Here is a 25508-nt window from a genome sequence, read left to right as displayed (position 1 = left end):
CGAATTCAGATGGAACAGAGTGGATAAAAGGAATAATAATACACCTATTATAAGCGATGCTGAAATAGATGAGTTAGCTGAAATAATATTAGGAGACTATAAGCCGCAGCTTTTACAAGAGCCCAGAAAAGTAAAATATGAGCATTTCCTTGAATCTTATCTTGGGGCTAACCTAGATTATAGGCACATATATTATGAAGAAGATGAAGGGAGAATTCTTGGAGTAACATCTTTCAACAACCGGGAAAAGCTACCGGTTTTTGATCAGGAAAAAATGTGTCTGGATACGGTCAAATTGAAGAAAAACTCCATTGTTTTAGATTTTTATGTGACAGAAGAGGGCAGGGAGGGTTTAGAACTTTTTACCGGTCTGCATGAGGGCGGGCATCTATGGATGCATCAAGGTGTTTATGCAAGAAATGAAATGCAGATGTCTTTATTCGGACACGATGCTGAATTAAAATCAGTTACTTGCTGTAGAAGAACGGATATTGAAAATTTCGGAAGGAAGGGTGGCTATCGGACCGCGGAACAGTGGCGGGAGCACCATGCAGATTATTTTGCATCTGCTATTGCTATGCCGAATGCTACATTTTTCCCGTTAGTACAAGAGATTTTAAAATCTCAGGGGATAACAGATGGCCAAATTATACAGGATACGGGTTTCGAGGAAGATTTTTTGGCTAAAGAAATACTTCCGGATATTATATCGGAAACCTATGGAGTTTCAAGAACAGCGGCCTATGTGAAATTAAGAAAAACCGGATTTGTAGTTGACCATGAAAACGTTAACAAAGAGAAAAAGCAGCTGCGGATTTTTTAGCAGATTCACAAAACAAGATTATTTTTTTTGCCTGGCAATTACGCAATTTGGCTAAATAAGAGTAATGCAAAGAAAGTAAGAGTTTAAGCTATTTATTTAAATATATCAAAAATTAATTATGGGAGGAGCTTATGAAGAAAAATGAGGAGGAATTGATTAACATCGTATGCCCCGCATGCGCTAATACGATTGTAGCTAAATATAAGGGAGAAATAGTAACGGGCAAGCTGCAGCATAAATGTAGGGTATGTAAACGCTACTGGGATTTAAATTATACAACAAAAACAATTACATGGAAGGGAGGTAAAGCGGATAAAACCCCCATCACGAAATTCAAATTGGATATGGCAACGGGGAAATGGCAACCAATAAATAGTGAAAATGTTGAGAAAGCTTTACTGAGACGAGAAGGAGCCTAAAATAGAGCTACCTTAAGGGCCAGATAGCTAATAATTAACTTTATTAGTAATCTGGCCCTTTTTTTTGTTTTTACAAACTCAATAAAAATACTTTCCGATTATAGCGAGTAGGAATCAGCGAATTACCTTAGACCGCATAATTACTGGTTTTTCAGTGGTTATGCGGTTTTTTTATGCCCATTTTTACCCCCAATTCTACCACCTTGGCTATTTCAAGCCACAAAAAATCAAAGGAGGAACAAACATGTTAAAAAAATTCCAAACCCAGGAAGGCGATATCACTATTGAGATTACCGAAAAAGGTAAAGCGATTTATTCAGTAGGAAAGAAAAAGACCACCTTCGACCTTAGTAAATGCGATTCCTTTACCTATAGGTTCGTGGGAGAAGAAGAAAAGTTTGTCATCACAGAGGACATGCTTTCGGGCACAGACGAGATTGAGCCGTGGATGTGGTTAGTAATTAGTCGGGGAGAAGACCGCTTGGAATATAACAACGACCAGGCAGAAACACGCCGCCAGCGCAGTTGTTCTGACCAAAACGACAAATCTGAAATGCTGACTTCAGGCGAGGATGCGCTGGATCATCTTCTATCCTCAATAGAAAAGGATGCTGTAAGGAAGGCAATCCGCTCTCTGGACCCCCCGCAGCAGGAACTGGTATTGGACGTATATTACCGGGGTCTTTCCATGGCTGCTGTTGCCAGACGAGATAAGGTGAGCAAAATGGCCGTCACTAATAGGATGAAAAAAATTATTAAGCGCCTTCAGGAAAATTTAAAAGATTTTTGAGTTAGGGGGTTTACTCTTGGCTCTGCCATGACTTATATACAGAGGCCAAAAAAAATTCTATAAATGCTTCACATCAAATTTGGCCTCAATTCTAACAGAAATGGAAGGTGAAAGCAAATGAGTAAAAAGGCCCTTATTGAGCCCAAGACCAAGCACCACATGGAAATTGGTATTAAAAAGTCTGATCCCAGTCAAGTGTTAGCGGCTAGGAAAGTCCGGCTTCGTGACCGCTTCTTAAATGCCATCTTTGGCCGTGGCCACAACTTGGTTGTATTGGTACCCGGAGAGAGTGTAAATACCATTTCCATTACTGAAATGGAAGTCCATGAGTTGAAAAAAGCAGATGAATAATGGAAAGGAGTGCCAAAAGATGAGCAGAATTAAGCTCGCTTTAGATGTTGTTAATGATCTTAGGACATTGGCTAAAAGTATAGAAACTCTGGTTCATGCCATGGAAACAAATGGACCTACAGGTCTTGAAGCCGGTGATGAACAGGCTAAGGAAACAAAGAAAAAAACAAGTGCAAAACCAACGGAAGAATCAAAGTTGAATGAGACAACTTCGGAGGCAACCTCAATTGAGGAAAACCAACCAACCCTGGAAGAATTAAGAGCAGCTATGGCAGAAAAGAACCGGAATGGCCACAGGGAGGCGGTGAAAGCCATCATTCAAAAATTCGGAGCCAGTAACCTTTCTTCTATGGACCCGAAATATTACGCCCAAGCCATGAAGGAAGTAGGTGAGCTAAAGTGAGCGGATCCAATAATGCACACTCTATCTATTCCGCTTCCGGTGCTCATCGCTGGATGGCTTGCCCGCCATCGGCACTGTTGGAGCAGCAGTTTCCGGATGAAACCAGTACCTATGCAGAGGAAGGCACCGCTGCCCACGATCTGGCAGAGCACAAGTTAAAGAAGGCTTTGAAGATTCGTTCTAAGAAACCTACCAGCTCTTACCAATCTGATGAGATGGATGAAATGACGGACCTTTATGTGGAGTACTGTTTAGGACTTATTGAAAAAGCCAAAGAGAGCTGCCCGGACCCGCAGATCTTAATTGAGCAGAAGTTAGATTTTAGTGACTATGTACCTGATGGCTTTGGAACCGGTGACCTGGTGGTGGTAGGCAACGGCATCCTTCATGTGGTGGATTTAAAATACGGTCGTGGCATAGAGATTTCTGCTGAGAAAAATCCTCAGATGATGCTTTACGCATTAGCGAGCTTATCCCTTTTTGACATGCTTTATGACATCAAGAAGGTTTCCATGCACATAGTACAGCCCCGGATAGATAACTTTTCTACCTATGAAATAACAGTAGACGAGCTACTTACTTGGGCGGAAGAAGAGCTAAAACCCAAAGCACTATTAGCCAGTACCGGCGGGGGCGAGTTTTGTGCCGGAGATCATTGCAGGTTCTGCCGGGCGAAAAATCAGTGTCGGGCCAGAGCGGTAAAGAACCTGGAGCTTTTAAAGTATGAATTCCAGGATCCAGCCCTTTTAACTGATGACGAGATTGCCGAAATTATTGGATTGTCCCAGGAGCTATCTAAATGGGCCAGTGATATCTACACCTATGCTACAGCTTTGGCCATTAACGAAGGCCGACACTGGGAGGGCTTTAAGCTGGTGGAAGGAAGGACCAACAGGAAATACACTAATGAAGTTGCTGTAGCAAAAGCAGCTAAAGCTGCCGGATATAATGATATTTTCAAAGAAACCCTTATCGGCATTGGCGAGATGGAAAAGCTCATGGGCAAGAACAAGTTTAAAGAAATTTTGGGCGGCCTGGTGGAAAAACCCAAAGGCAAACTAACCCTGGTTCCGGAGACGGACAAACGGGAAGCAGTAGACCCCATTAGTGTGGAGTTTCAAGTGGAAGAGTAGACCACCCTTTATATAAAAAATTAAGGAGGACCTATGATGAGTAAAAAGACGAAGAGTACGAAAGTTGTAGTCCCCGGAAGATTTAGCTTTGTGAATTTATGGGAGCCGAAAAGTGTGAACGGCAGCGACCCTAAATATAGTCTTTCCTTGATCATCCCTAAGAATGATAAAAATACTGTCAATGCCATTTTGAAAGCTACGGAAGAAGCGAAGAAAGAAGGAGTTGCCAAGTTTGGTGGTAAGATTCCCGCTAACCTAAAGACTCCTTTGAGAGATGGCGATATTGACCGTCCCGATGACCCTAATTACGCCAATTGCTACTTTATTAATGCAAACTCAAAGGAAGCTCCCGAAATAGTAGATAAAAACGTCCAAGCAATACTTGATAGAAGTGAAGTTTATAGCGGTTGCTACGGGAAGGTGAGTATGACCCTATATGCATTCAATGTGAATGGAAATCGTGGCATCGGTGCCTATTTGGGCAATGTGCAAAAAATTAGGGACGGAGAATCCCTTGGCGGACGCAGCAGGGCAGAAGATGACTTTGAAATAGAGGAAGATGATGATTTTTTAGCCTAACACGAGGTAAGGAAAGGCGGTAGTAACCCATGCATGTTATCAGCATCGATATAGAAACCTTCTCTGATATAGACCTGGGCAAGTGTGGTGTTTACCGCTATGCCGAAAGTCCCAGCTTTGATATTTTGCTCTTTTCCTACAGTATGGATGACGGGCAGATTAAGCTGATTGATCTGGCCAGTGGTGAGAAACTCCCGGAAGAAATTATAAATGCCTTAATGGATGAAAGTATTATCAAGACAGCTTTTAATGCCAACTTTGAACGAGTGTGTTTAATGAAATATCTTTGTCGAGTTTTAGGTAAAGAAGTGTATCTTGACCCAAGCTCCTGGCGGTGCAGTGAAGTTCAGGCGGCCATGCTTGGACTTCCTCTCCACCTGGAAGGGGTAGCTCAGGTACTACAGTTGGAAGAACAGAAAATGTCAGAAGGTAAAGCCCTCATCCGGTATTTCTGTATGCCTTGTAAGCCCACTGCAGCTAATGGGGGTAGGACAAGGAACCTACCCTCTGATGCACCGGAAAAGTGGGAGCAGTTTAAAGCCTACAATATCCGGGATGTTGGGGTGGAGCTGGCGATCAGGAAAAAGCTAGAGAAGTATCCTATACCAGAAACAGAACATGATTTATATGTCCTAGATCAAAAAATCAACGACCGAGGCTTTCAGGCGGATATGAATTTTGTGATGCAGGCCATAACCTGCGATAGACAGTTTAGTGTGGCGGCAACGGAAAAAGCCTATGAACTTACCGGTTTAGAAAACCCTAACTCGGTGGCGCAGCTTAAAGATTGGCTGGCCGGTCGGGGTGTTGAGGTAGAGAGTTTGTCTAAGAAAAATGTGCAAGAACTGGTGGGGGAAACGAAAGGGGAAGTGAAAGAGGCACTTAAACTCCGGCTCCTCATGGCCAAAACCAGTGTTAGAAAATATGAAGCCCTGGAGAGGGCGGTCTGCTCAGATGGGCGGGTCCATGGGCTCCTGCAATTCTATGGAGCTAACCGAACCGGACGCTGGGCTGGACGTTTAGTGCAGGTGCAAAACCTGCCACAGAATCATCTTGAAGATTTAAAACTGGCCCGGGATTTGGTGAAAGAAGGACGGTTTGAAGATATAGAGCTACTATTTGGCAACATTCCTGGTGTTTTATCGGAACTGATTAGAACCGCCTTTGTCCCTAAAGAAGGCCATCGGTTTATAGTGGCGGACTTTTCAGCTATTGAAGCCCGAGTGATTTCCTGGCTGGCCGGGGAGAAGTGGCGGCTGGAGGTTTTCGCTTCCCACGGGAAGATCTATGAAGCAGCTGCTTCCATGATGTTTCATGTACCCATAGAAGAAGTGACTAAGGGGAGTCCCCTAAGGCAAAAAGGTAAAATCTCAGAGTTGGCCTGTGGTTATGGGGGCGGAGTAGGGGCACTAAAAGCTATGGGAGCTTTGGAAATGGGAGTAGAAGAAAATGAGCTGCAGGGCTTAATAGATAACTGGAGAACTGCCAATCCGCGTATCGTTAATTTTTGGTGGGAGGTTGATAAAGCCGCCATTACCGCTGTTAAGGAAAGAACTAAAACCCGTACCCATGGGATTAATTTTACCTACCAAAGCGGCATGCTCTTTGTGACTCTCCCCTCAGGTAGAAATCTAGTGTATGTAAAGCCCAAGCTGATGCTCAATAAGTTTGGCCGGGAAGGTCTTACTTACGAAGGAATCGGTGCTACTAAGAAATGGGAGCGCATTGAAACTTATGGCCCCAAGATTGTAGAGAACATTGTGCAGGCCACATCCCGGGATCTGTTGGCAGATGCCATGCTAAGACTGGATCAGGCAGGCTTTGCTATCGTGGCTCACGTCCATGATGAGGTCATTTGTGAAGTGCCAATCGGTGAATCTTCGGTAGAAGAGATCTGTTCATTTATGAGCAAGGGACCAAAGTGGGCTCAAGGCCTGCCTTTAACCGCAGATGGATATGAGTGTGAATTTTATCAAAAATCATGAATTAAGACTTTTACAAAGGGGTTGAAGCTAATGAAGTTTGTTATTTCCACGGGCAACAGCCGTAAAGATAAATTTTGGAAAGAACAGGCGGTGTCCTGGGAGGAGTTTGTAAAAAAACTCTCCCGAACTACCGTCACCAGTGAAACGCAACAAGAATATCGCCAAATGAAGAAATATCAGCAGGACAATGTGAAAGATGTGGGTGGTTTTGTAGCCGGTAAGTTAAAAGACGGCCGGCGCAGAAAAGATAGTGTCATTAATAGATCCATGCTGACTTTGGATATGGACTATGCCGATGATGCAGAAGGTATTGCTGAAAATATGGAACTCCTCTATGGGTATGCTTGCTGCATCTATTCCACCCATAAACATACACCGGAAAAACCAAGGCTTAGGCTAATAATCCCTCTATCCAGGCCGGTATCGGCGGATGAGTACCAAGCGGTAAGCAGAAGGCTGGCCAAGGAAATCGGAATTGAGTTATTTGATGATACCACCTATGAGCCTAATAGATTGATGTATTGGCCCAGCACTTCATCAGATGGAGAGTATTTCTTTAGAGCTATAGAAGGTGACTATCTGAATCCAGATGAGATATTAAAGCTTTACGAAAACTGGCAGGATTCTTCCTCCTGGCCGGTATCCTCCAGGCAAACCTCTTTGCTTAATAAGCTTCTTAAAAAGCAGGCGGATCCACTTAGTAAGAGTGGTTTAGTAGGGGCATTTTGCCGGAGTTATAGTATCGAGGAAGTTATAGAAAAGTTTCTTTCGGAAGTTTATGAACCCAGTGTCATGCAGGAACGTTACGACTATATCCCTGCCGACTCTACTGCCGGGGTGGTTATTTATGATAACAAGTATGCCTATTCTCATCATGCTACAGACCCGGCTTGCGGAAAGTTATGCAATGCCTTTGACCTGGTGCGGATCCATCGGTTTGGGGAGCTGGATGAAGATGCGGATGAGAAGAAACAACCGCCATCCTATAAAGCAATGCTGGAGTTTTGCACCGAAGATACGGAAGTAAAGAAACAGCTGGCTAAGGAACGGGAGGATGACTTAAGAGAGGAATTTGAAAAATTAGATGAAGACGGGGATTTAAATGAAGAAGTCGAGGAAGAAGATCTTACCTGGCAATTAACCTTGGAGCTAAATAAAAATGGTTCAGTAAAAGATACGCCCACAAATATCTTAACCATTATGAGAAATGATCCGAGGATACAGGGGGTTGCCTACAACCAGATGACTCATCTGTTAGATGTTAATGGGAGACTTCCTTGGAAGCAGGTAAAACCGGGATGGAACGATGCAGACTTGGCCCAGCTTAAAATGTATTTTGACAGGTATTATGGGATTTGGTCACCTACTAAAACTAAAGACGCACTTTTGTCAGCAGCATCTGAGAGAGTATTTCACCCTATTAAAGACTATCTTAATGCACTTCCTGTTTGGGACGGAACCGAGAGGGTGGATACCCTTCTTATCGACTATCTTGGCGCAGAGGATAACCGCTACACCAGGGCAGTTATGCGAAAGACATTAGTTGCTGCAGTTGCACGAATATATGAGCCGGGCATTAAATTTGACTATATCTTGGTTCTTAATGGACCACAAGGAATAGGGAAATCAACCTTCTTTGCCAAACTTGGGGGCAAATGGTTTTCCGATAGCTTAACCATATCAGATATGAGGGATAAAGCCGGAGCCGAGAAGCTTCAGGGCTACTGGATTTTAGAGCTTGGTGAGCTTGCAGGGCTTCGAAAGATGGATGTGGAGACGGTCAAATCTTTTATAACTAGGGCTGATGACAAGTTTCGCCAAAGCTATGGTGTAAATGTTGAGAGTCATCCCAGGCAATGCATTATTGTAGGAAGCACCAACAGCACTAGCGGTTTCTTAAGAGATGTAACGGGTAACAGAAGATTCTGGCCGGTAAGAGTAAACCAGGGTAAAAAGAGAGTCTGGGAAATGACCGACATAGACCAAATATGGGCTGAGGCCTTGGAAAAATATAAGTTGGGAGAACCCTTAATTTTAACAGGTGATGAAGAAATAATGGCCTATGAAGAACAACGAGATGCTATGGAATCTGATGATAGAGAAGGTCTGGTGGAGCAATATCTTGAAAAGCCACTGCCGGATAATTGGAACAAGATGGACATCTATGAAAGACGCAGTTATCTGGCGGGTGAGAGTGAGTTTGGGGAGACGATTCCTGAAGGTGTTAACCGGAGAACCCGAGTGTGTTGCCTTGAAATATGGTGCGAGTGTTTCGGGAAAGAAAGAAACGCTATTCGCCGGACGGATTCCTATGAGATTGAAGGCATTCTAATGCGGATCGGAGGCTGGAAGCGTTATGAAGGAAACAAACGAGGCAATATGCGATTCCCTATTTATAATGCCCAAAGAGCATTTGTTAGAGAAGATTACGATGGTACTGATGACAGCGATTAAGCTTACAGATTATATCAAATGTAGTCTGACTTACGAAAAAGTGTAGTCTGAACATAAAAAAAAGTAGTCTGATGTAAAAAATCAGCTTACATGAAAACAAAATAAATGTAGTCTGATGTAGTCTATAAATCATCAGCCTACACATAGGACCACAAAGCGAAAGCCAGTAATACCGGGGGTTTATATAGATTAGTAGTCTATGTAGGAGATATATTAATTGATTAATTAAATTTACTACTAATAGTAAGGATATAGCCTACACACGCGCGTATAGAGTTTAAACCCCTTAGACTACACCTATAGACTACAAATGGTGAAATGACAGGTGAAAATATACAGCGAAAAACCATAAAAGTGCAAAAACAATAAGGGCCACAAAAAACCATGAAACATAAAAATAGATTGGGTTTTTCATAGACCATGGAATGCAAATTAAGGATTGGAACGCAATCAATCATGGAGAGTGAGAGAAATGACTGAAAAAGAACTGGAGCTGATGCTTGTTAAAGAAGTGAAAAGAAGAGGCGGGAGAGCCTATAAATTTATCTCCCCTGGTATAAATGGGGTGCCTGACCGGCTGGTGCTTTTGCCTTATGGTAGGGCTGGGTTTGTAGAAGTCAAAGCACCGGGGAAGAAGATGCGGCTCAACCAGATAAAGAGAAAAAAAGAGCTGGAATCGCTAGGGTTTTTGGTGTATTGCCTAGACGATCCGGAGGAGATCGGAGGTGTGGTGGATGGCATTGCCGGTAAAACGGTGTGAGTATCAACCCTATGAATATCAAACATTTTCTACAAATTTTATTTTAAACCATAAAGCAGCAGGGCTTTTTTTAGAACCAGGACTTGGCAAAACAGTAATCACCTTAACCGCCATATTGGCTCTTTTATATGACTATTTTGATGCTACTAAAGTATTGGTAATTGCACCATTAAGGGTGGCCCGAGATACTTGGGGCCGGGAATGCGAAAAATGGGAGCACTTAAAAGGACTTACCATATCTAAGGTTCTTGGCAGTGAGAAGGAAAGAAAAATGGCCCTTTATACTAAAGCGGATATTTATGTTATAAATCGTGAAAATGTTGAATGGCTTATAAAAACTAAAGACTGGGATTTTGATACCGTCATCATTGACGAGTTATCAAGCTTTAAATCTCCATCTGCTAAACGCTTTCGAGCTCTAAAAAAAGTCCGCCACAAAATCAAGAGAATTGTGGGGCTTACCGGAACTCCTGCTCCTAATGGCCTTTTGGATATATGGAGTCAGATCTATCTTTTGGATGGTGGGGAGAGATTGGGAAGAACCTATAGCGGCTACCGCAGCCGATACTTTCATCCACAAAAATATATTAACGGTGGCATACCTGCTGATTATGCAATTAACGAAGGTGCAGAAGAAAAGATCTATGAGAAGATATCTGACATTTGCATTAGCATGAAGGCTCTAGAGTATTTGAAAATGCCGGAGATCATCTTTAACAAAGTGGAAGTAGAGTTATCGGAAAAGGAGATGCAGCTTTATCGGCAGTTAGAACGGAATCTGCTGTTACCCTTTGAGAATAGCGATGTAGATGCCGCCAATGCTGCAGTATTATCGAACAAGCTTTTGCAAATGTCGGGTGGAGCAGTATACGACGAATATGGAGATGCACACTTGATTCATGCAAGAAAGCTGGAAGCCTTAGAGGACTTGATTGAGGCGGCCAATGGAAAACCGGTTCTGGTCTACTATGCCTTTAAGCATGAAAGGGATCGGATCAGAAAACGCTTTAGTGCCGGTGAGATTAACACCTCAGAGGATATTGCCAAATGGAACCGGGGCGAGATGCAGTTAGCCCTTTGTCATCCGGCATCAACAGGACATGGTCTTAATCTGCAGGAAGGCGGCTCCACTATCATCTGGTTTGGCCTTAGCTGGAGCCTGGAACTTTACCAGCAAGCGAACGCCAGGCTGTGGCGGCAGGGTCAGAAACAAACGGTAGTCATCCATCACATTTTAACCAAAGGTACTATCGATCACAGAGTAATGACGGCTCTGGATAATAAAGATACCGGCCAAAGCGCCTTGATTGAGGCAGTGAGAGCCAGGCTTAAAGCCAATCAAAAAGAAGGGGAGGAAACATAGCATGGGAGTGAGTTTATATAACCAAGAAGGATACCTGGATCCAACGGCCCATGAGGCTTTAACTAATATTGAGAGAGAAAGAAGAAAAAAGATAGTGTTCATCTGCAGCCCCTTTGCCGGGGATTTGGAGCTAAACACTATAAGAGCAAGAAGGTATGGACGTTTCGCCGTAATCAAAAACGTTGTTCCGATCATCCCGCATCTCATGTATCCACAATTTTTAGAAGAAAATGATCCGGAGGAAAGAAAGCTGGGAATGGAAATGGGACTAATCCTTTTAAGCAAGTGTCAGGAGTTATGGGTTTTTGGACGAGAGCTTTCAACCGGAATGGCGGCAGAAGTGAGAAGAGCAAAGAAGTGGAATATCCCGATTCGATATTTCACAACGGAATGCCGGGAGATGACAGGACAAAGGGAATACGGGGAGATTGGGGGTCAAAGAAGATGAAAGACTGCTTTGCTTATAAACGAAATAGCTGCATAGCTTTGAAAGAAAAACAATGTGAAGGCTGCAATTTCTATAAAACCAAGGAGCAATATTTACTGGACCAAGAAAAGGCATTGGAGAGAATTCGAGGTTTAGATGCTAAGAAGCAAAAACACATCTTTGAAAAGTATTACAAGATGGAGGTGTAAAGCATGGGCGCTAAGGAATATTTATCTCAAGCCTTGTGGCTTGATCAGCGGATTAATAGCAAGCTGGAGCTATTAGAAACTTTAAGAGCGTTGGCTATGAAGGTAAGTGTTAATCTTACAGAGGAAAAAGTGTCCGGCGGCAAAAATACAAAAAGCCATATGGAAAATACCATAGCCAAAATTGTGGATTTAGAAAAAGAAATTAATCGGGACATTAACCGTCTGGTGGGTGTGAAGGCAGAAATCATGGATACTATTAGCCAGGTGGATGATCCTATTTGCCAGTTGCTGTTGGAGATGAGATATGTTAACGGTTGGTCTTGGGAAGCTGTAGCCGGGGAATTAAGATTTGATAGGAGTTGGATTTCACGTTTGCACGGTAGTGCTTTAAAAGAAATCGAGAAAAAAATGAAACACGCATCAAAAAGCAACAAAAAGCAATAAAAACAACAAGAAGCAACAGCCAACCCGTGCTATACTATAAAGTGTAATGGTATAGAAAATCAAGAACACCAGATGCTGTTTGAATAGGCCCTAGGGATAGATCGACCACGACTCCCGGGAAACGCAGCATTCTTGATATAGAGCCCTCAGGGATCAAATCCTTAAGGGCTTTTTCTATGCCCCAAATTATATAAGCAGAATTTTGTCATAATCTGATATAATACTTTTATGGCAAAACCATTGACTATTTTTGTAGTCTATGTATATAATTCTAGCAATGAACAAAAACTCGTAGGAGTTTTTAGCGAGAAGGTGCCTGCACCATCTCGTATTTTTATTTTTAGGCGTTTTTCGGCGCAGTAATAGGCCTTCATTTATCTGAAAATGGATCGAACGGCCTGTTTTATAATACATTAAAATTCTGATTGGATATTGGCAAAAACTATTTAGCCCAGCATCTGGTTGGGCACACTGGATTTCCTAGGGTGGTTTTAGGCCACCTACCTAATTTAATATAGTAGAAAAGCTCTGAAACATTTAATTTGTTATCGGGGCTTTTTTTTATGCCCAAAACGGGGAGGTGTCTTATGAAAATCAAATGTATATCCTGTCGCTTTGCCACTATTGATGAATCAGCCAGCGATAGGGATTGGAAAGCTTATGAATGCAGCAATCCAGAAAGCGAATATCATAAATCCTTAATTAACATTTCCGAAAACGGCGATAAACATAAACGGATCTCCTGGTCTGGCTGTGACCAAGGGGAGAGGAAGGTGAAGACTGATGCCTCGGAAACCAAAAACTATTTGTAGCTACCCCGGGTGCCAGGCATTAACTAATGACAGGTACTGCGATGAACATAAAAAGCAGGTAACAAAAGAACATAACCAGAAAAGTTCAAAGTTCTATACTTACCAATGGCGAAAGGCCAGTAAGCAATTTTTAAAAGAGCATCCTTTGTGTGTTCAATGTCAAAAAGAAGGAAGGCTTACTCCGGCAACAGAGGTGGACCATATCATTCCCCACGGCGGGAACAGAAAACTTTTCTGGGACAGAAAGAACTGGCAGCCCCTTTGTAAAAGTTGTCACAGTAAAAAAACTGCTGAAGAAGATGGCGGCTTTGGAAATATTTAGAAAGGACTAACTTAGCATTACTTCATATATCTTTTTAGTTCTTTATAAAAGTTTTCCCTAGTGCCAGCCATGATGATGACTACTATTTCGCCATTTTCGAGTTGAGATATCCTATAGGCAAGCTCATAATTCGTACGATTATAGTAAATATCGAGGCTATAAATACCCTTTAGATCGCCAGATTTGGCGTCTCCTATTTGGGGATTTGTTCTTATACTTACAATTGCTTCCTTGAATGAATTCTTTAGCTGCTTGTCTTTAAGCTTTTTAAAATACTTTTCTGCCATTGGGGTATAGACTACAGGAAGCATTATTAAGCCTCCGTTTCTTCATCGCCAAAGATATCGTCTGTTGGATCTATATAATTTACAGAGGCTGCCTTTGCAATTTCATCAGCTTCTTCGATTAACTTTTCAACAGCAGGCCTAACTTTACGATTGGCTTTTTTAAACTCGGTTAATAGCTTTTCACCTGAAAAACCTTGCTCGATTAGATCTTGTAAGATCTCCTCAGCAAAAGCGGGATCTTCTTTTTTCACAGGCAAAAGGATTAACATATCCTTAGAATAGATACAGTCAAGCTCTTTATCTAAACCTAAGGAATCAAAATATTTTGCGGGGATAGTGATCTGTCTTTTACTGGAGATATTAATCCGGCGTTTTTCCATTTGTCCATCTCCTGCATTTATATTTGTTGTTAACATTATTTTATGCTCCTTTCAACTAAAAATGCATAAGTAAGGAAACAAAGTTCCTTACTTAAATTGTAAAGCTTTAGGGAACAGTTGTCAAATTGATTTTACAATTAGCGCCCCTAGGGGGTAGACATCTTACGGGAAGCCTTGAAAAGACAACGCGCCAGGGCCTTGTGTGAAAAATCGCATAATTCGCAAGGGGGGATTAACTAGGGATTTCGGCTCGATGACGATTTAAGTCTTCGGGCTTTTTTAATGCCAGAAAACGGAGGAGGTTTGTAAATGAACCAAGGGATGATTGTTCAAAAGATACCGGTAAGTGAGATTAACCCGGCCAAATATAATCCAAGAAAGGATTTGAAACCGGGAGATCCGGAATACGAAAAGCTGAAAAAATCTATCCAGGAATCAGGAAACCTTAAAACACTCAGCCGTTTTTCCGGTTAAGCTGCCAGCTTTTTTTATTAAACTGACTACCGATGTGGGGGATATAATTTATGAACCTTTAAATGGGTCCGGGACTACCCTATTAGCCGCAGAGCTGCTCGGTCGTAATTGCTATGGTATGGAGCTTTCGCCAGGTTATTGCGATTTAACCGTTAAACGGCTTTATCTCATACATGGCTAATCCTCGGAATTAAAAATATCATCAAAGCTAGCTGAAGGTATTTCACCAGCGGCTATAGCATCAGCTTCTTCTAGCATAACAGCGATAGCTTTTTTAATATTTTTACTTTGGATTTCAAACTGAGTAACAAGTTCTTCCCCTGAATAGCCTTGAGAAATTAAGTCTTTTAGAATTTCTACAGAAAACTCAGCAGCTTCTCTGTGTAAGGGTTTAATAATGATTTTGCCATCTTCAAGAGAACATTCAACCTCATTGTCGAGATTAAGATGCTTATAAAACTGTAAAGGAATGGTGATCTGGCGTTTTTTGGAAACGCTTATTATTTTACGATTCATGACATCACGCTCCATTGCATTTGCAGGCACAATAATAACCTCCTTTATAGTATGCGCAAGTTTTAAAAATTACACACATCTCAGTATCCGTGTAATCATTATAACAAGGAAACAAAGAAAACTTAACTGAAATATTGTTGATTGGGGGGGTCAGGTTGAGAATAGAAAAAATACCGGTAACTAAAATCAAACCGGCTAAATACAATCCTCGCAAAGATTTAAAGCCCGGGGATCCGGCTTATGAGAAGCTTAAACGTTCCATGACAGAATTCGGATATGTGGAGCCTATTATCTGGAATGAAGAAACCGGAAATATCGTGGGCGGCCATCAAAGGTACAAAATTTTATTGAAAGAAGGACATACCGAAGTTGAATGTGTGGTAGTAAAGCTTCCTGCAGATAAGGAAAAGGCTCTAAATGTGGCTCTTAATAAAGTAACCGGTGACTGGGAGATTGAAGCCTTAGCTGATTTATTGCATGAGCTAAATGAACAGGACTTTGATTTAAGCCTGACTGGCTTTGATGCTGCAGAGATAGAGGATCTTTTCAGTCAGGTACATGATAAAGATGTTACGGATGACGATTTTGATTTAGACAAAGCATTGGAAGAAGAACCTGTTTCAAAACCGGGTGACATTTGGCTATTGGGCAGGCATCGCCTTATTTGTGGCGATAGCACCAAAGCTGAAACTTATGAAAAATTAATGGAAGGAAAGAAAGCAAATTTAGTATTAACGGATCCCCCTTACGGAGTTGCCTATGAGGGAAGCCAGGGAACCATTAAAAATGACAATTTACAGGACGAGGAGTTTTATAAGTTTTTGCTTAGCGCCTTTACTAACATGGAAAGCATAATGGCTAACGACGCATCTATATATGTATTTCATGCAGATACAAAAGGCTTAATTTTCAGAAGGGCTTTTGAAGATGCCGGATTTTATTTGTCAGGGGTTTGCCAGTGGGTTAAGCAATCATTGGTACTAGGCCGCTCACCCTATCATTGGAAAAATGAACCTTGCCTTTTTGGCTGGAAGAAGAAGGGTAAACATAAATGGTATGCGGGAAGATCTGAGACTACTATATGGGAGTTTGATAAACCTTCTAAAAATAAACTCCACAGCACCATGAAGCCGATCCCCTTAATGGCCTATCCCATTAAAAATAGCACAGCAGTTAATGCTATCGTTGTAGATCCTTTTTCCGGCAGTGCTTCAACTTTGATAGCCTGTGAGCAGATAGACAGGATTTGTTTTGCCGCAGAGCTAGAAGAACGCTTTGTGGATGTAGGAGTGAAGCGATTTATCGATCATGTAGGAAGTGACAAGGAAGTTTATCTGATAAGGGATGGGAAAAAGATCCAATATAAGGATTTGGAAATTGGCTAACAGCCCGCTATTTTCGTATAAGATTCACACTAAAATCCTCTTGCTATTATGAGAACATTGAGGGATATATGGTGTGACTATCTTATTTGGAGGTATTTTTATGGGTAGTAAGAAAAAAACTGATGGGTTAAAACCCCAATGTAGGCTGGTTGGAGAGGACGGCAATATATTCTTCATTTTGGGCCGGGTGCGGCAAACTCTGAAAGCGAGCGGGAAAAATGAGCAAGCCCAAGAGGTAAGCCAGCGAGTTATGGCCTCCGGATCCTATGATGAGGCCCTAAGAATTATCATGGAATACGTGGATGTTGAGTAAGTTTTAACCCTAAATTGTATTGAAATAAATACTGTATTTCTTCAATAAAAACCTTGCTATTATGTGTGTTCTAAGTGATATATAGACTACCAAAAAACACACGAAGGGGGAAATACAGATGGAAAACAAAAACTTTTTAGCCGCCAAGTTTGGCATTGAAGTAGAATTTACGGGAATTACCAGAAGGCAAGCAGCCGAGGTTGCAGCCAGGTATTTGGGTGGAACCATTACAGAGACAAGGGACTCTTACGGTACTTGCAAGGTTACTGCCCCGGACGGAAGAGTTTGGAAATTCGTCTACGATGGCAGCATCTACACCCAAAAGAGAGTGAACGGAGAGAAGGTTTCAGCGGGCAGGGAATATAGCGTTGAGCTGGTTAGCCCCATTCTTACATACGAAAAAGACATGGCCACTTTGCAGGAGTTAATCAGAAAACTTAGAAAGGCTGGGGCCTTCTCAGAGAGGCTTAACAGAACAGGGGTCCACATCCACTTGAACGGGACCGACCACACTCCGAGAAGCCTAAGGAACTTTATTAACATCATTTACTCCAGAAACGACCTGCTTTATGAAAGCCTGGAGATAGAGCCAACCAGGATGCGCTACTGCAAAAAGATGGACCAAGATTTGGTGGAGCGAATGAACCGGAAAAAGCCTACCACCTTTAAGCAGATAGAGGACATTTGGTATGAAGGTTACAGCGACAGCCGAGCAAGGCACTACCACGAAAGCCGGTATCATTTTATCAACCTACATAGCTTTTTCAACGGCTGCGGCACGGTAGAGCTAAGAGGTTTTAACGCCAGCCGACTGCATGCCGGGAAAATACGCACATACATAACCCTTGCCTTGGCCATGAATTACCAAGCCTTAACTCAAAAGAGCGCCAGCAGCAAAAAGCCCCAGGTGGAAAATCCTAAGTTCGCAATGAGGACTTGGCTTAATAGAATCGGCTTCATCGGCGAAGAATTCAAAAACTGCCGGGAGCATCTTATAAAGCACTTAAGAGGAAGTGCAGCCTGGAGATTCCAAAGGGCCGCTTAACTAAAAAAGACAGCAACCTTAAGGCCACCGGGCGGGGAACCGCCCTTTAGGTGGTATATAAGGGCAACTCTTGATATAAAGGGCCACACGAGGCCAAAGTGGGGCAGATAAAGGCTCTTTGGAAAGGATGGGTGAATCAGTGGAGAGAAATAAAATTCTAAACTTAGCCTATGGTTCTAACTTGAATTTGGGGCAGATGGCTTATCGCTGTCCTACAGCTAAAGTCTATGGCAAAGGGATGCTTTTAGATTATCAGCTGCTTTTCAAAGGCAGAGAAGATAATGCCTATGCCACTATTGAACCAAAACGGGGAAGTAAGGTACCGGCGTTGGTGTGGGAGCTGCAGCCGGAGGATGAAAAGGCACTGGATTATTACGAAGGCTACCCCAGGTTCTATGAAAAGATGGAAGTGGAATTGAATCTTGAAACCGGCGAGAGAATTACCGCCATGGTGTATATCATGACAGATGAAGTGATGGAGAGGATTCAGCTTAACCTACCAAGCCGGAGCTATCTTGAAACTGTAAGGGTCGGTTATGCTACGGCTGGCTTTGATAATAAATACATTGAAGCCGCTCTCGATATCAGCAGAAAAGAACAAGATTTACGAAATAGGGAAAGAAGGCAGGTGCGATGATTAAAATAAAGCAATGTAAATGCATAAATAGCTTGATATATCTTGTGTTTAGAGCAATGTATAGAGTACCAAAAACACAAGGGAGGTAGAAATTATGACTCGGAAAGAAATAGTAAAAAGACTTGGCGAGCACCTGGGAGTTACGCCAAAATATCTGTCGGTTCCCAGCTTTAACTACCAAATCACAACCTCTGATGAAATCTACACCATTGACCGGCATGGGGTTATTACCACTAGCGATGGGCAAGTAGTTAGCATGGAGGAAATTTTAAATGCACCGCCACCGAGTGCAGCAGTAGCTGAAGAGGAGATTACTGGAGAGATGACAATGGAGGCCGAACCTGAAGCTAGGGCAATCGCGAATAACGGTGACACACAAGCTTTTGATAGTATTGAAGTAAAGTTTCCTTTAGAGGGCCATTCAGCTTTAAGCCTTCGGAATCTCATTAACATGATTTACAGCAAACAAAACCTGATAATGCAGGCTTTTAAAACAGAGGTTCCTTTTATGGATGATAGTTTCGCTGAAGATTTAAGTAAGGAAAAAATTAGCACTTTAGAGGATTTTAAAGCAACCTTTGAAAATTTAGGAGCAGACCGGTGTCCCGGGCTGACATTTGATTTTGGGGAAGAAACCTTGACCTTTAAACTGGGCAGGATTAATCCGGACCAGGATATTATAAATGCTTTTACAGAGTTTACGGCTTTAATTAACACTTTATCTAAAACATTAAAGAGGGCATCTTTTAAGCAGACCCAAGAGGAAAATCCCAAATATGCTTTGAGGACTTGGCTCATTCGGCTGGGGATGAATGGGGAAAAATACAAGGCTACCAGAAAAGCGATGTTGGCTCATCTGGGGGGTAGTGCTGCCTTTAGGACGGTGAGAGAACATGAATAAAAAGACACCGGATAATTTCTTTACTCAGACAACTTGTGACCGCTGCGGTGGCAGTTTAGCGGGCGGCAGAATCATGTCCATGTTCAATGAAGATTGCCTTTGCATGAGCTGTAAGGAAAAGGAGACCAATGAGCCGGATTATAACAAAGCAGTTGAGGCAGACCATGAGGAAATTAAAAAGGGGAATTACAATTTTAAGGGGATTAAGGGATAGAGGTTTATATTAGTATCTGCATATTTTGATTGTTATCTGCATATAATAGTGATAAAATTATGCATATAAATCTTTAAATAGGCAGGTAAGTATAATGAAAAAGTTTAATTATAGGGAAGTTGATCAAGAATTGATGGTGCCTGAAGTGATGAATCTGGTTTCAACAATTCATGGATATAAGGGAAAGCAAGAGCTTTTTATGAAAGCAAAGCCGGATATTCTAAAATCAATGCTTGAAGTAGCAAAAGTTCAAAGCACAGGTGCTTCCAATAGGATTGAGGGTATATTTACAACAGATAAAAGGCTGGTGGAGTTGGTATCTGAAAAAGCAGAGCCTCTTAATAGAGATGAAGAAGAAATCGCTGGCTACAGAGAAGTTTTAAACACAATCCACGAAAACTATGAGCATATTATTTTAAAACCAAATGTAATTCTTCAATTGCATAGGGACTTATATAGCTTTCTCCCAACAGTTGATGGTGGAAAATATAAGAATCAGGATAATATCATAGAAGAAGTGGACGGAAAAGGGATAAGACACATTCGTTTTAAACCTCTATCAGCTTTTGAAACACCAGAAGCCATAGAAAGACTTTGTACCGAGTATCAAGAGGCTATTAGAGAGGCTAAAATTGATCCTTTGATTTTAATTTCCAAGTTTGTTTTTGACTTTTTAGGAATCCATCCCTTTAATGATGGAAATGGAAGAATGAGCAGACTTTTAACCTTATTACTTCTATACCAAAAGGGTTATTTTGTAGGGAAATATATTAGCCTTGAAATGCTGATAGAAAACTCTAAGGAAAGTTATTACAGGACACTTCAACAAAGCTCAGAGGGGTGGTATGAAAATCAAAACAACTATTTCCCCTTTGTAAAGTATTATTTAGGGATAATAGCTAAAGCCTATAAGGAGTTTTCTCATAGAGTGGAAACAGTTGTGGTTGATAAAATGGGTAAAGCTGAAAGGGTAAAGGAATTATTTGATAGAAGAATTGGAAAGATTTCAAAGTCAGATATAGCTAATATTTACCCTGATATCAGTGTGACTACCATTGAAAAGGCTCTTTCTGATTTATTGAAGGAAGGGTATATTAAAAAAGTTGGTTCCGGAAGAGCCACTGCATATGTTAAAAATGAAGATTAGATTGATGGGGCCTCAAAAAGACTCTTTTTCTTTAAAGTAACTTATATTATATGCTGCAAATAAAGACCTTCGGGTCTTTTTTCTTTGCGCAAAATAAAGGAGGTGAAAGCCAATGGCAGGCAGAGGAAGACCACCGAAACCTACCGTACTAAAAGTGCTAGAAGGCAATCCCGGCAAAAGACCTTTAAATCAAAATGAACCCAAACCCGAAAAGAAAGCACCCAACTGCCCGTCATGGCTGCTTCCGGATGCCAAGAAAGAATGGCGCAGGTTATCAAAAGAGTTGGAAGCTATGGGGCTTTTAACTCGAATAGACATGGCCGCCTTTGCCGGTTACTGCCAGGCTTATGCTAGATGGAAGGAAGCTGAGGAATTCATCTCTAAACACGGTTCCATTTTAAAGACTGCCTCGGGATATATTCAGCAGATTCCGCAAGTTTCTATTGCTCAGCAGAACTTAAAGCAGATGCGAAACTTCTGCTCGGAGCTGGGGCTTACTCCTTCAGCTCGCAGTAGACTCAACATTACTAACGCCGGTGGTGTTATTGAGGGAGATGCCATGGCTAGTCTACTGGAAGAAATACCGAATGCAGAGGATTTCATGGTTATGGCAGAAGATGACTAACGAGGAAGGAGGTGATCATCTTGCCTTTCAGTGAGGTTCATGCTAACCATGCTATCAACTTTATCCAGCAATTAAAACTCACCAAAGGCAGATGGGCAGGTCAACCTTTCATCTTGCTGCCTTGGGAGAGGGATTTGGTGAGCAAGCTATTTGGCACTTTGAGGGAAGATGGCACAAGGCAGTATCGCACCGCTTATTTGGAAATAGGGAAGAAAAATGGAAAATCGGAGCTCGGTGCAGCCATTGCTCTTTATATGCTTTTAGCTGATGGGGAGCCTAATGCGGAGGTATATGTGGCAGCTTGTGATAGGCAGCAGGCCAGCATCATTTTTAATACCAGTGTTAACTTTGTGGAAGGAAACCCGACTCTATCCAAAGTCACAAACTTAGTGCGCTCAACTAAAAGAATTGTTTACCCTAAGACCGGGAGCTTTTATCAGGTATTAAGCTCTGATGTGAAATCCAAATCAGGACTTAACGCTTCCTGTGTAATTTTAGATGAGATCTGGACCTATCCTAATCCGGATTTGGCTAAGATGCTCACTACCGGCTCTGGTGATGCCAGGACCCAACCCCTCTTTTTATATCTAACCACCGCAGGCAACCAGCTTTCCGGCTATGGCTGGGAAATGCACTGCAAGGCTAAAGATATCTTGGAAGGCAGAAGAGTAGATCCCAGTTTTCTTTCCATCATTTATGGACTGGAAGATGATGCGGATATTGAAGATGAAAACAACTGGTATAAGGCCAACCCCAGTCTGGGCCATACCATTCAGATAGAACGGGTCCGGGAACATTATCAGCAGGCGAAGGACGATCCGGCGGATTTGGCTCTTTTTAAGCAGCTAAGGTTAAACATGTGGTTAAAGCAGAATATTAAATGGATGCCCATGGAGAAGTGGGATTTGTGTAATTTCCCGGTTGATCCGGAAGAGCTGAAAGGAAGGGCCTGCTATGCAGGACTGGATTTATCCTCTACTACCGATATCACCGCCTTTGTGCTGGTGTTCCCACCAGAGGAGGAAGGGGACAAATACTATGTGCTGCCTTTTTTTTGGATACCGGAAGAGACTCTTTACCAGCGGGTGAAAAAAGACAGCGTACCTTATGACATCTGGTACCAGCAGGGATTGCTAAACCTAACGGAGGGGAATGTGGTTCATTATGGCTTTATTGAAAAGTTCATCGAAAGGCTGGGGGAGAAATATAACATTAGGGAAATTGTCTACGACCGTTGGGGAGCTACCCAGATGAGTCAAAATCTAGAAGGTATGGGCTTTACAGTTGTGCCCTTTGGTCAGGGTTTTAAGGATATGTCACCACCCACCAAAGAAATGATGCGCCTGATTTTAAGCCAGCAAATCGCCCATGGCGGTCATCCGGTGCTTAGATGGATGGCGGATAATATTGTGGTAAGAACCGATCCCGCCGGAAATATCAAAGTGGATAAGGATAAATCCGTAGAAAAGATTGACGGCATTGTAGCCATGATCATGGGTCTGGCCAGAGCCACAGTAAATCCGCCCGATGATGGGGGATCTATTTATGATAAGAGGGATATGATTATTTTGTGACAGTGGGGTAGAAGAATGGTAGAAGAACTTGATGTCATTGAAGATAAGAAACTGGGATACTGTTTGGGTAATGTCATTAAGTATGTTTCACGGGTGGCGAAAAAAGATAAAACAAAAGAAGTCGAAGATCTCAAAAAAGCCCGGTGGTACTGGGCGGAAGAATTCATGAGCTGACCAATTCAAAATAATAAAAGGTGAGCAGTTTAAAGAAGATGCTTTTTGTGCCTTGGCATTTTAACAGTAGTATGATCTAATAGACAATAAGAAAATAGAAATACTTAATTACATGGGGTTGATGGATTATATGGAAGAAAAAATTAATCACATTTCTCGCGAGTTTATTATTCATCCAGGTGAGACATTAAAAGAAATATTAGAAGATCGTAATATGAGTCAGCGAGAACTAGCTATCAGAACTGGTGTTAAAGAAGCTCACATAAGCAAACTCGTGAACTGTCTAGCACCAATCTCTGTATCTTTTGCAAAAAGACTAGAGGATGTACTTGGTATTGAAGCTACCTTCTGGATAAATCTACAACAGAACTACGAAAAAGAAAGTAGCAGGCTATAATGAACTAAATATGCTCACAAAGGAAGAACCAAAAATTGTACCTTAAATAGTGATTCATAATTAAAAGGTATTTAACTCAAACACTCTATAAAGGGTGTTTTTTTTATACCCAAAAACGATGGAAGGAGGAATGAAAAGCCTTGGCAAATTTTCTAAAACGTCTTTTTAAATCCCGTGACAAACCAAAAGACAGTGTCAGCCAGGCCCCAAATTTCTACATGGGGCAAAGTGTCTCCGGCAAGGTAGTCAATGAAAGAACCTCTATGCAGACTACAGCTGTTTTCGCCTGCGTGAGAATCATTGCTGAGACAATAGCATCATTACCTCTGCACACCTACCGGTACCGGGGTGAAGGAAAAGAAAAGATGTATGACCATCCCTTGTACCGGATTTTGCATGATGAACCGAATCCGGAAATGAGCTCTTTTACCTTGCGGGAGACGATGATGACCCATCTTCTCCTTTGGGGGAACAGCTATTCTCAGATTATCCGAAATGGTCGGGGAGATGTGCTGGGGCTATACCCGCTTTTGCCGGATAAGATGCTGGTAGACCGGGATCAAAAGGGTGAACTTTACTACACCTACCGTAAGGAAGGACAAAGCTATTATCTTGGCCCGGATGAAGTGCTGCATATTCCTGGCTTAGGTTTTGATGGGGTTATGGGCTACTCGCCGGTGGCTTTAGCAAAAAACGCCATCGGTTTAAATATCGCTGCCGAGGAATACGGAGGCAGATTTTTTGCTAACAATGCTACACCCACAGGGATTCTCTCCACTTCCGGAACCATAAAGGATCCAACCAAGGTCAGGGATGCCTGGCAGGCCGCTTATGGGGGACGCAATAATTATAAAGTGGCGGTGCTAGAGGATGGCCTTCAGTATCAGGCTATCAGCATGCCTAACTCTGATGCCCAGTTTTTAGAGACCAGAAAGTTTCAGATAGAAGAAATCTGCCGGATTTTTCAGGTGCCGCCCCATATGGTGGCTGATCTGAGCCGATCCAGTTTTTCCAACATTGAGAACATGGCAATTAGCTTTGTGGTTCATACCATTCGTCCCTGGCTGGTACGGATTGAACAGGCTATGAACCGGAAGCTTTTTAAAGAAAAGGAAAAAGGCCAGTGTTTTGTTTCTTTTAATGCCTCAGCCTTGATGCGAGGAGACTATAAATCCCGGATGGATGGTTATGCCATTGGCATTCAAAATGGATTCTTTTCCGTTAACGATGTGAGGAGAATGGAAAACATGGATCCGATACCCGAGGAGGAAGGTGGGGATCTTTATCTTACCAACGGCAATATGTTGCCTCTAAAGTTGGCGGGGGCTTATGCCAAGAAGGCCCTGGAGGAAAATGCGGGTGATGAAGAGTGAAGTAAAATACATTTGATTTATCCTTGCAAATGCATATACTTGTTATAAATCAGTATGAATGTGGGGGGGGTGTCCTAATGGGGGCTGAAAAAGAGGATAGGATTGAAATTACTAATTCTGCCATGGAGGTTCTTAAAAAGGTTCAAAATGATATGGCGGGAGAAGCGGAAAGATTAGGTCTTAAGAGCGAAGAGGATGTTGTTAATTTAGTTAAAGAAGTTCGAAGGGAGATTAAACAAGAAAAAACAGAAAATAAATAAATCTTAAGTAGCCTTAGAAGACGTTTAGATAACGTCTTTTTTTGTGCCCAAAAGGAGGTTGATGGGTAAGCGTCAAGTAACAAGGTGTATTGAAAAATGAGCAAAACCAGTGTAAACTGAGGTTTTGCTCTACTTACAGGCTTTCTGAACTTCTGGACTCCATGGGAGGTAGTCTTCAAGGAATTCCGGATATTGCTTAAAGAGGACGCCGGGCATGTCCCGGAAGATCAAAAGCAGGTATTTGTATGGATTAAGACCGTTCGCTTTAGCAGTTTCAACAATGCTGTACACAGCAGCACTGGCTGCGGCTCCTTTCGGGCTGCCGCTGAAGAGCCAATTTTTCCTTCCAATGAGGCTGAATAAGCACCCGTGTAAATGGCAATAATCTCCATATGGAAAATAAAAATAAATGGAGGTTATAGCGTGAAAAGAGCAAAGAACATACTCACGGACAAAGAAATGGAACTGGTAAGTCTGCTAATGCAAGATTGCCAAAGCACGGGTGATATACAGACAAAGCTAAAACGGCTGT

The 25508-nt window shown here is 42.1% G+C and carries 34 protein-coding genes and 1 pseudogene; 31 read left to right on the top strand and 4 right to left on the bottom strand.

From position 1 onward, the window contains the following. The first annotated feature begins 19 nt into the window (after nt 1-19). The 16 genes from SPSYN_RS00340 (at nt 20) to SPSYN_RS00265 (ending at nt 13274) form a co-directional block, all read left to right on the top strand. Entirely contained in the window at nt 20-823 is an 804-nt protein-coding gene (locus tag SPSYN_RS00340; RefSeq protein ID WP_161820521.1) for an ImmA/IrrE family metallo-endopeptidase, read from the top strand. Nucleotides 824-954: 131 nt separating this feature from the next. Beyond that, nucleotides 955-1242, top strand: a complete 288-nt coding sequence (locus tag SPSYN_RS00335) for a hypothetical protein (protein WP_161820520.1) — start codon at nt 955-957, stop codon at nt 1240-1242. Between the two features lie 244 nt (nt 1243-1486). Beyond that, nucleotides 1487-2032, top strand: a complete 546-nt coding sequence (locus SPSYN_RS00330) for a sigma-70 family RNA polymerase sigma factor (RefSeq protein WP_161820519.1) — start codon at nt 1487-1489, stop codon at nt 2030-2032. A gap of 117 nt (nt 2033-2149) precedes the next feature. After that, complete coding sequence (locus SPSYN_RS00325) at nt 2150-2383, top strand: hypothetical protein (protein WP_161820518.1); 234 nt, start codon at nt 2150-2152, stop codon at nt 2381-2383. A gap of 19 nt (nt 2384-2402) precedes the next feature. Continuing rightward, on the top strand, nt 2403-2786 hold the full coding sequence (locus tag SPSYN_RS00320) for an rRNA biogenesis protein rrp5 (RefSeq protein ID WP_161820517.1): 384 nt from the start codon (nt 2403-2405) through the stop codon (nt 2784-2786). Further along, on the top strand, nt 2783-3919 hold the full coding sequence (locus SPSYN_RS00315; RefSeq protein ID WP_243152858.1) for a DUF2800 domain-containing protein: 1137 nt from the start codon (nt 2783-2785) through the stop codon (nt 3917-3919). The genes SPSYN_RS00320 and SPSYN_RS00315 overlap by 4 nt, the downstream gene beginning before the upstream one ends. Nucleotides 3920-3952: 33 nt before the next feature. After that, nucleotides 3953-4498 (top strand): DUF2815 family protein, encoded by a 546-nt coding sequence (locus tag SPSYN_RS00310; protein ID WP_161820516.1) that lies wholly within the window; start codon nt 3953-3955, stop codon nt 4496-4498. 29 nt (nt 4499-4527) lie between these two features. Next, nucleotides 4528-6483 (top strand): DNA polymerase, encoded by a 1956-nt coding sequence (locus SPSYN_RS00305; RefSeq protein WP_161820515.1) that lies wholly within the window; start codon nt 4528-4530, stop codon nt 6481-6483. A 30-nt stretch (nt 6484-6513) separates the two neighbouring features. Next, a complete protein-coding gene (locus tag SPSYN_RS00300) occupies nt 6514-8937 on the top strand; it encodes a virulence-associated E family protein (RefSeq protein ID WP_161820514.1) in 2424 nt (807 codons plus the stop codon). A 472-nt stretch (nt 8938-9409) separates the two neighbouring features. Next, complete coding sequence (locus tag SPSYN_RS00295) at nt 9410-9697, top strand: VRR-NUC domain-containing protein (protein WP_161820513.1); 288 nt, start codon at nt 9410-9412, stop codon at nt 9695-9697. Further along, nucleotides 9672-11060, top strand: coding sequence for a DEAD/DEAH box helicase (locus SPSYN_RS00290; protein ID WP_161820512.1), 1389 nt, complete (start codon nt 9672-9674; stop codon nt 11058-11060). The genes SPSYN_RS00295 and SPSYN_RS00290 overlap by 26 nt, the downstream gene beginning before the upstream one ends. A gap of 1 nt (nt 11061) precedes the next feature. Beyond that, a complete protein-coding gene (locus SPSYN_RS00285; RefSeq protein WP_161820511.1) occupies nt 11062-11508 on the top strand; it encodes a DUF7768 domain-containing protein in 447 nt (148 codons plus the stop codon). Next, nucleotides 11505-11696 carry a hypothetical protein gene (locus SPSYN_RS00280; RefSeq protein WP_161820510.1) on the top strand — a complete coding sequence of 64 codons (192 nt, stop codon included), beginning with the start codon at nt 11505-11507 and terminating at the stop codon, nt 11694-11696. Before SPSYN_RS00285 ends, SPSYN_RS00280 begins: the two co-directional genes overlap by 4 nt. A gap of 3 nt (nt 11697-11699) precedes the next feature. Then, complete coding sequence (locus SPSYN_RS00275; protein ID WP_161820509.1) at nt 11700-12140, top strand: DUF1492 domain-containing protein; 441 nt, start codon at nt 11700-11702, stop codon at nt 12138-12140. A 587-nt stretch (nt 12141-12727) separates the two neighbouring features. Next, nucleotides 12728-12952, top strand: a complete 225-nt coding sequence (locus SPSYN_RS00270) for a hypothetical protein (RefSeq protein WP_202623692.1) — start codon at nt 12728-12730, stop codon at nt 12950-12952. Continuing rightward, nucleotides 12924-13274 carry an HNH endonuclease gene (locus tag SPSYN_RS00265; protein WP_161820507.1) on the top strand — a complete coding sequence of 117 codons (351 nt, stop codon included), beginning with the start codon at nt 12924-12926 and terminating at the stop codon, nt 13272-13274. The genes SPSYN_RS00270 and SPSYN_RS00265 overlap by 29 nt, the downstream gene beginning before the upstream one ends. 17 nt (nt 13275-13291) lie before the next feature. On the opposite strand, the gene SPSYN_RS00260 is transcribed toward SPSYN_RS00265, so the two are convergent. Then, on the bottom strand, nt 13292-13585 hold the full coding sequence (locus tag SPSYN_RS00260; RefSeq protein WP_161820506.1) for a type II toxin-antitoxin system RelE/ParE family toxin: 294 nt from the start codon (nt 13583-13585) through the stop codon (nt 13292-13294). A gap of 2 nt (nt 13586-13587) precedes the next feature. Then, entirely contained in the window at nt 13588-13977 is a 390-nt protein-coding gene (locus tag SPSYN_RS00255; protein ID WP_161820505.1) for an AbrB/MazE/SpoVT family DNA-binding domain-containing protein, read from the bottom strand. 273 nt (nt 13978-14250) lie between these two features. Between SPSYN_RS00255 and SPSYN_RS15655 the strand changes: the two genes are divergently transcribed. Together SPSYN_RS15655 and SPSYN_RS00250 are read left to right on the top strand one after the other, a co-directional pair. Next, entirely contained in the window at nt 14251-14415 is a 165-nt protein-coding gene (locus tag SPSYN_RS15655; protein WP_202623691.1) for a ParB N-terminal domain-containing protein, read from the top strand. Nucleotide 14416: 1 nt separating this feature from the next. Beyond that, nucleotides 14417-14596 (top strand): DNA methyltransferase, encoded by a 180-nt coding sequence (locus tag SPSYN_RS00250; protein ID WP_161820911.1) that lies wholly within the window; start codon nt 14417-14419, stop codon nt 14594-14596. Here the strand turns inward: SPSYN_RS00250 and SPSYN_RS00245 are convergent. Continuing rightward, nucleotides 14593-14961 (bottom strand): AbrB/MazE/SpoVT family DNA-binding domain-containing protein, encoded by a 369-nt coding sequence (locus SPSYN_RS00245; RefSeq protein ID WP_161820504.1) that lies wholly within the window; start codon nt 14959-14961, stop codon nt 14593-14595. The two genes, SPSYN_RS00250 and SPSYN_RS00245, sit on opposite strands and share 4 nt — an antisense overlap. 125 nt (nt 14962-15086) lie before the next feature. Here SPSYN_RS00245 and SPSYN_RS00240 point away from each other — a divergent pair, with 125 nt between their 5' ends. The 13 genes from SPSYN_RS00240 (at nt 15087) to SPSYN_RS00180 (ending at nt 24976) form a co-directional block, all read left to right on the top strand. After that, nucleotides 15087-16316 (top strand): site-specific DNA-methyltransferase, encoded by a 1230-nt coding sequence (locus SPSYN_RS00240; protein WP_161820503.1) that lies wholly within the window; start codon nt 15087-15089, stop codon nt 16314-16316. A gap of 100 nt (nt 16317-16416) precedes the next feature. After that, on the top strand, nt 16417-16629 hold the full coding sequence (locus SPSYN_RS00235; RefSeq protein ID WP_161820502.1) for a hypothetical protein: 213 nt from the start codon (nt 16417-16419) through the stop codon (nt 16627-16629). 118 nt (nt 16630-16747) lie between these two features. Further along, complete coding sequence (locus tag SPSYN_RS00230) at nt 16748-17674, top strand: amidoligase family protein (RefSeq protein WP_161820501.1); 927 nt, start codon at nt 16748-16750, stop codon at nt 17672-17674. A 139-nt stretch (nt 17675-17813) separates the two neighbouring features. Beyond that, complete coding sequence (locus SPSYN_RS00225; protein ID WP_243152857.1) at nt 17814-18311, top strand: gamma-glutamylcyclotransferase family protein; 498 nt, start codon at nt 17814-17816, stop codon at nt 18309-18311. A gap of 94 nt (nt 18312-18405) precedes the next feature. Continuing rightward, a complete protein-coding gene (locus SPSYN_RS00220) occupies nt 18406-19212 on the top strand; it encodes a virulence-related protein (RefSeq protein WP_161820500.1) in 807 nt (268 codons plus the stop codon). Beyond that, nucleotides 19205-19426, top strand: coding sequence for a gamma-glutamylcyclotransferase (locus SPSYN_RS00215; protein WP_161820499.1), 222 nt, complete (start codon nt 19205-19207; stop codon nt 19424-19426). Before SPSYN_RS00220 ends, SPSYN_RS00215 begins: the two co-directional genes overlap by 8 nt. Before the next feature lie 94 nt (nt 19427-19520). Next, entirely contained in the window at nt 19521-20573 is a 1053-nt protein-coding gene (locus SPSYN_RS00210) for a Fic family protein (protein WP_161820498.1), read from the top strand. 112 nt (nt 20574-20685) lie between these two features. Beyond that, nucleotides 20686-21198 carry a phage terminase small subunit P27 family gene (locus tag SPSYN_RS00205; protein WP_161820497.1) on the top strand — a complete coding sequence of 171 codons (513 nt, stop codon included), beginning with the start codon at nt 20686-20688 and terminating at the stop codon, nt 21196-21198. 20 nt (nt 21199-21218) lie between these two features. Beyond that, a complete protein-coding gene (locus SPSYN_RS00200; protein ID WP_161820496.1) occupies nt 21219-22772 on the top strand; it encodes a terminase large subunit in 1554 nt (517 codons plus the stop codon). 15 nt (nt 22773-22787) lie between these two features. Next, complete coding sequence (locus SPSYN_RS00195; RefSeq protein ID WP_161820495.1) at nt 22788-22946, top strand: DUF3310 domain-containing protein; 159 nt, start codon at nt 22788-22790, stop codon at nt 22944-22946. Between the two features lie 130 nt (nt 22947-23076). Further along, on the top strand, nt 23077-23343 hold the full coding sequence (locus tag SPSYN_RS00190; protein ID WP_161820494.1) for a HigA family addiction module antitoxin: 267 nt from the start codon (nt 23077-23079) through the stop codon (nt 23341-23343). Between the two features lie 140 nt (nt 23344-23483). Then, nucleotides 23484-24716, top strand: coding sequence for a phage portal protein (locus SPSYN_RS00185; protein ID WP_243152856.1), 1233 nt, complete (start codon nt 23484-23486; stop codon nt 24714-24716). Nucleotides 24717-24793: 77 nt separating this feature from the next. Next, a complete protein-coding gene (locus tag SPSYN_RS00180) occupies nt 24794-24976 on the top strand; it encodes a hypothetical protein (RefSeq protein ID WP_161820493.1) in 183 nt (60 codons plus the stop codon). A gap of 129 nt (nt 24977-25105) precedes the next feature. Here the strand turns inward: SPSYN_RS00180 and SPSYN_RS00175 are convergent. Further along, nucleotides 25106-25327 (bottom strand): annotated as a pseudogene (locus tag SPSYN_RS00175) (transposase domain-containing protein); the annotation flags it as partial. Nucleotides 25328-25508 lie beyond the last annotated feature (181 nt).

The sequence above is a fragment of the Sporotomaculum syntrophicum genome (assembly GCF_009932395.1).
Lineage (GTDB): Bacteria > Bacillota > Desulfotomaculia > Desulfotomaculales > Desulfallaceae > Sporotomaculum > Sporotomaculum syntrophicum.
This window is presented reverse-complemented; position numbering and strand designations above follow the sequence as displayed.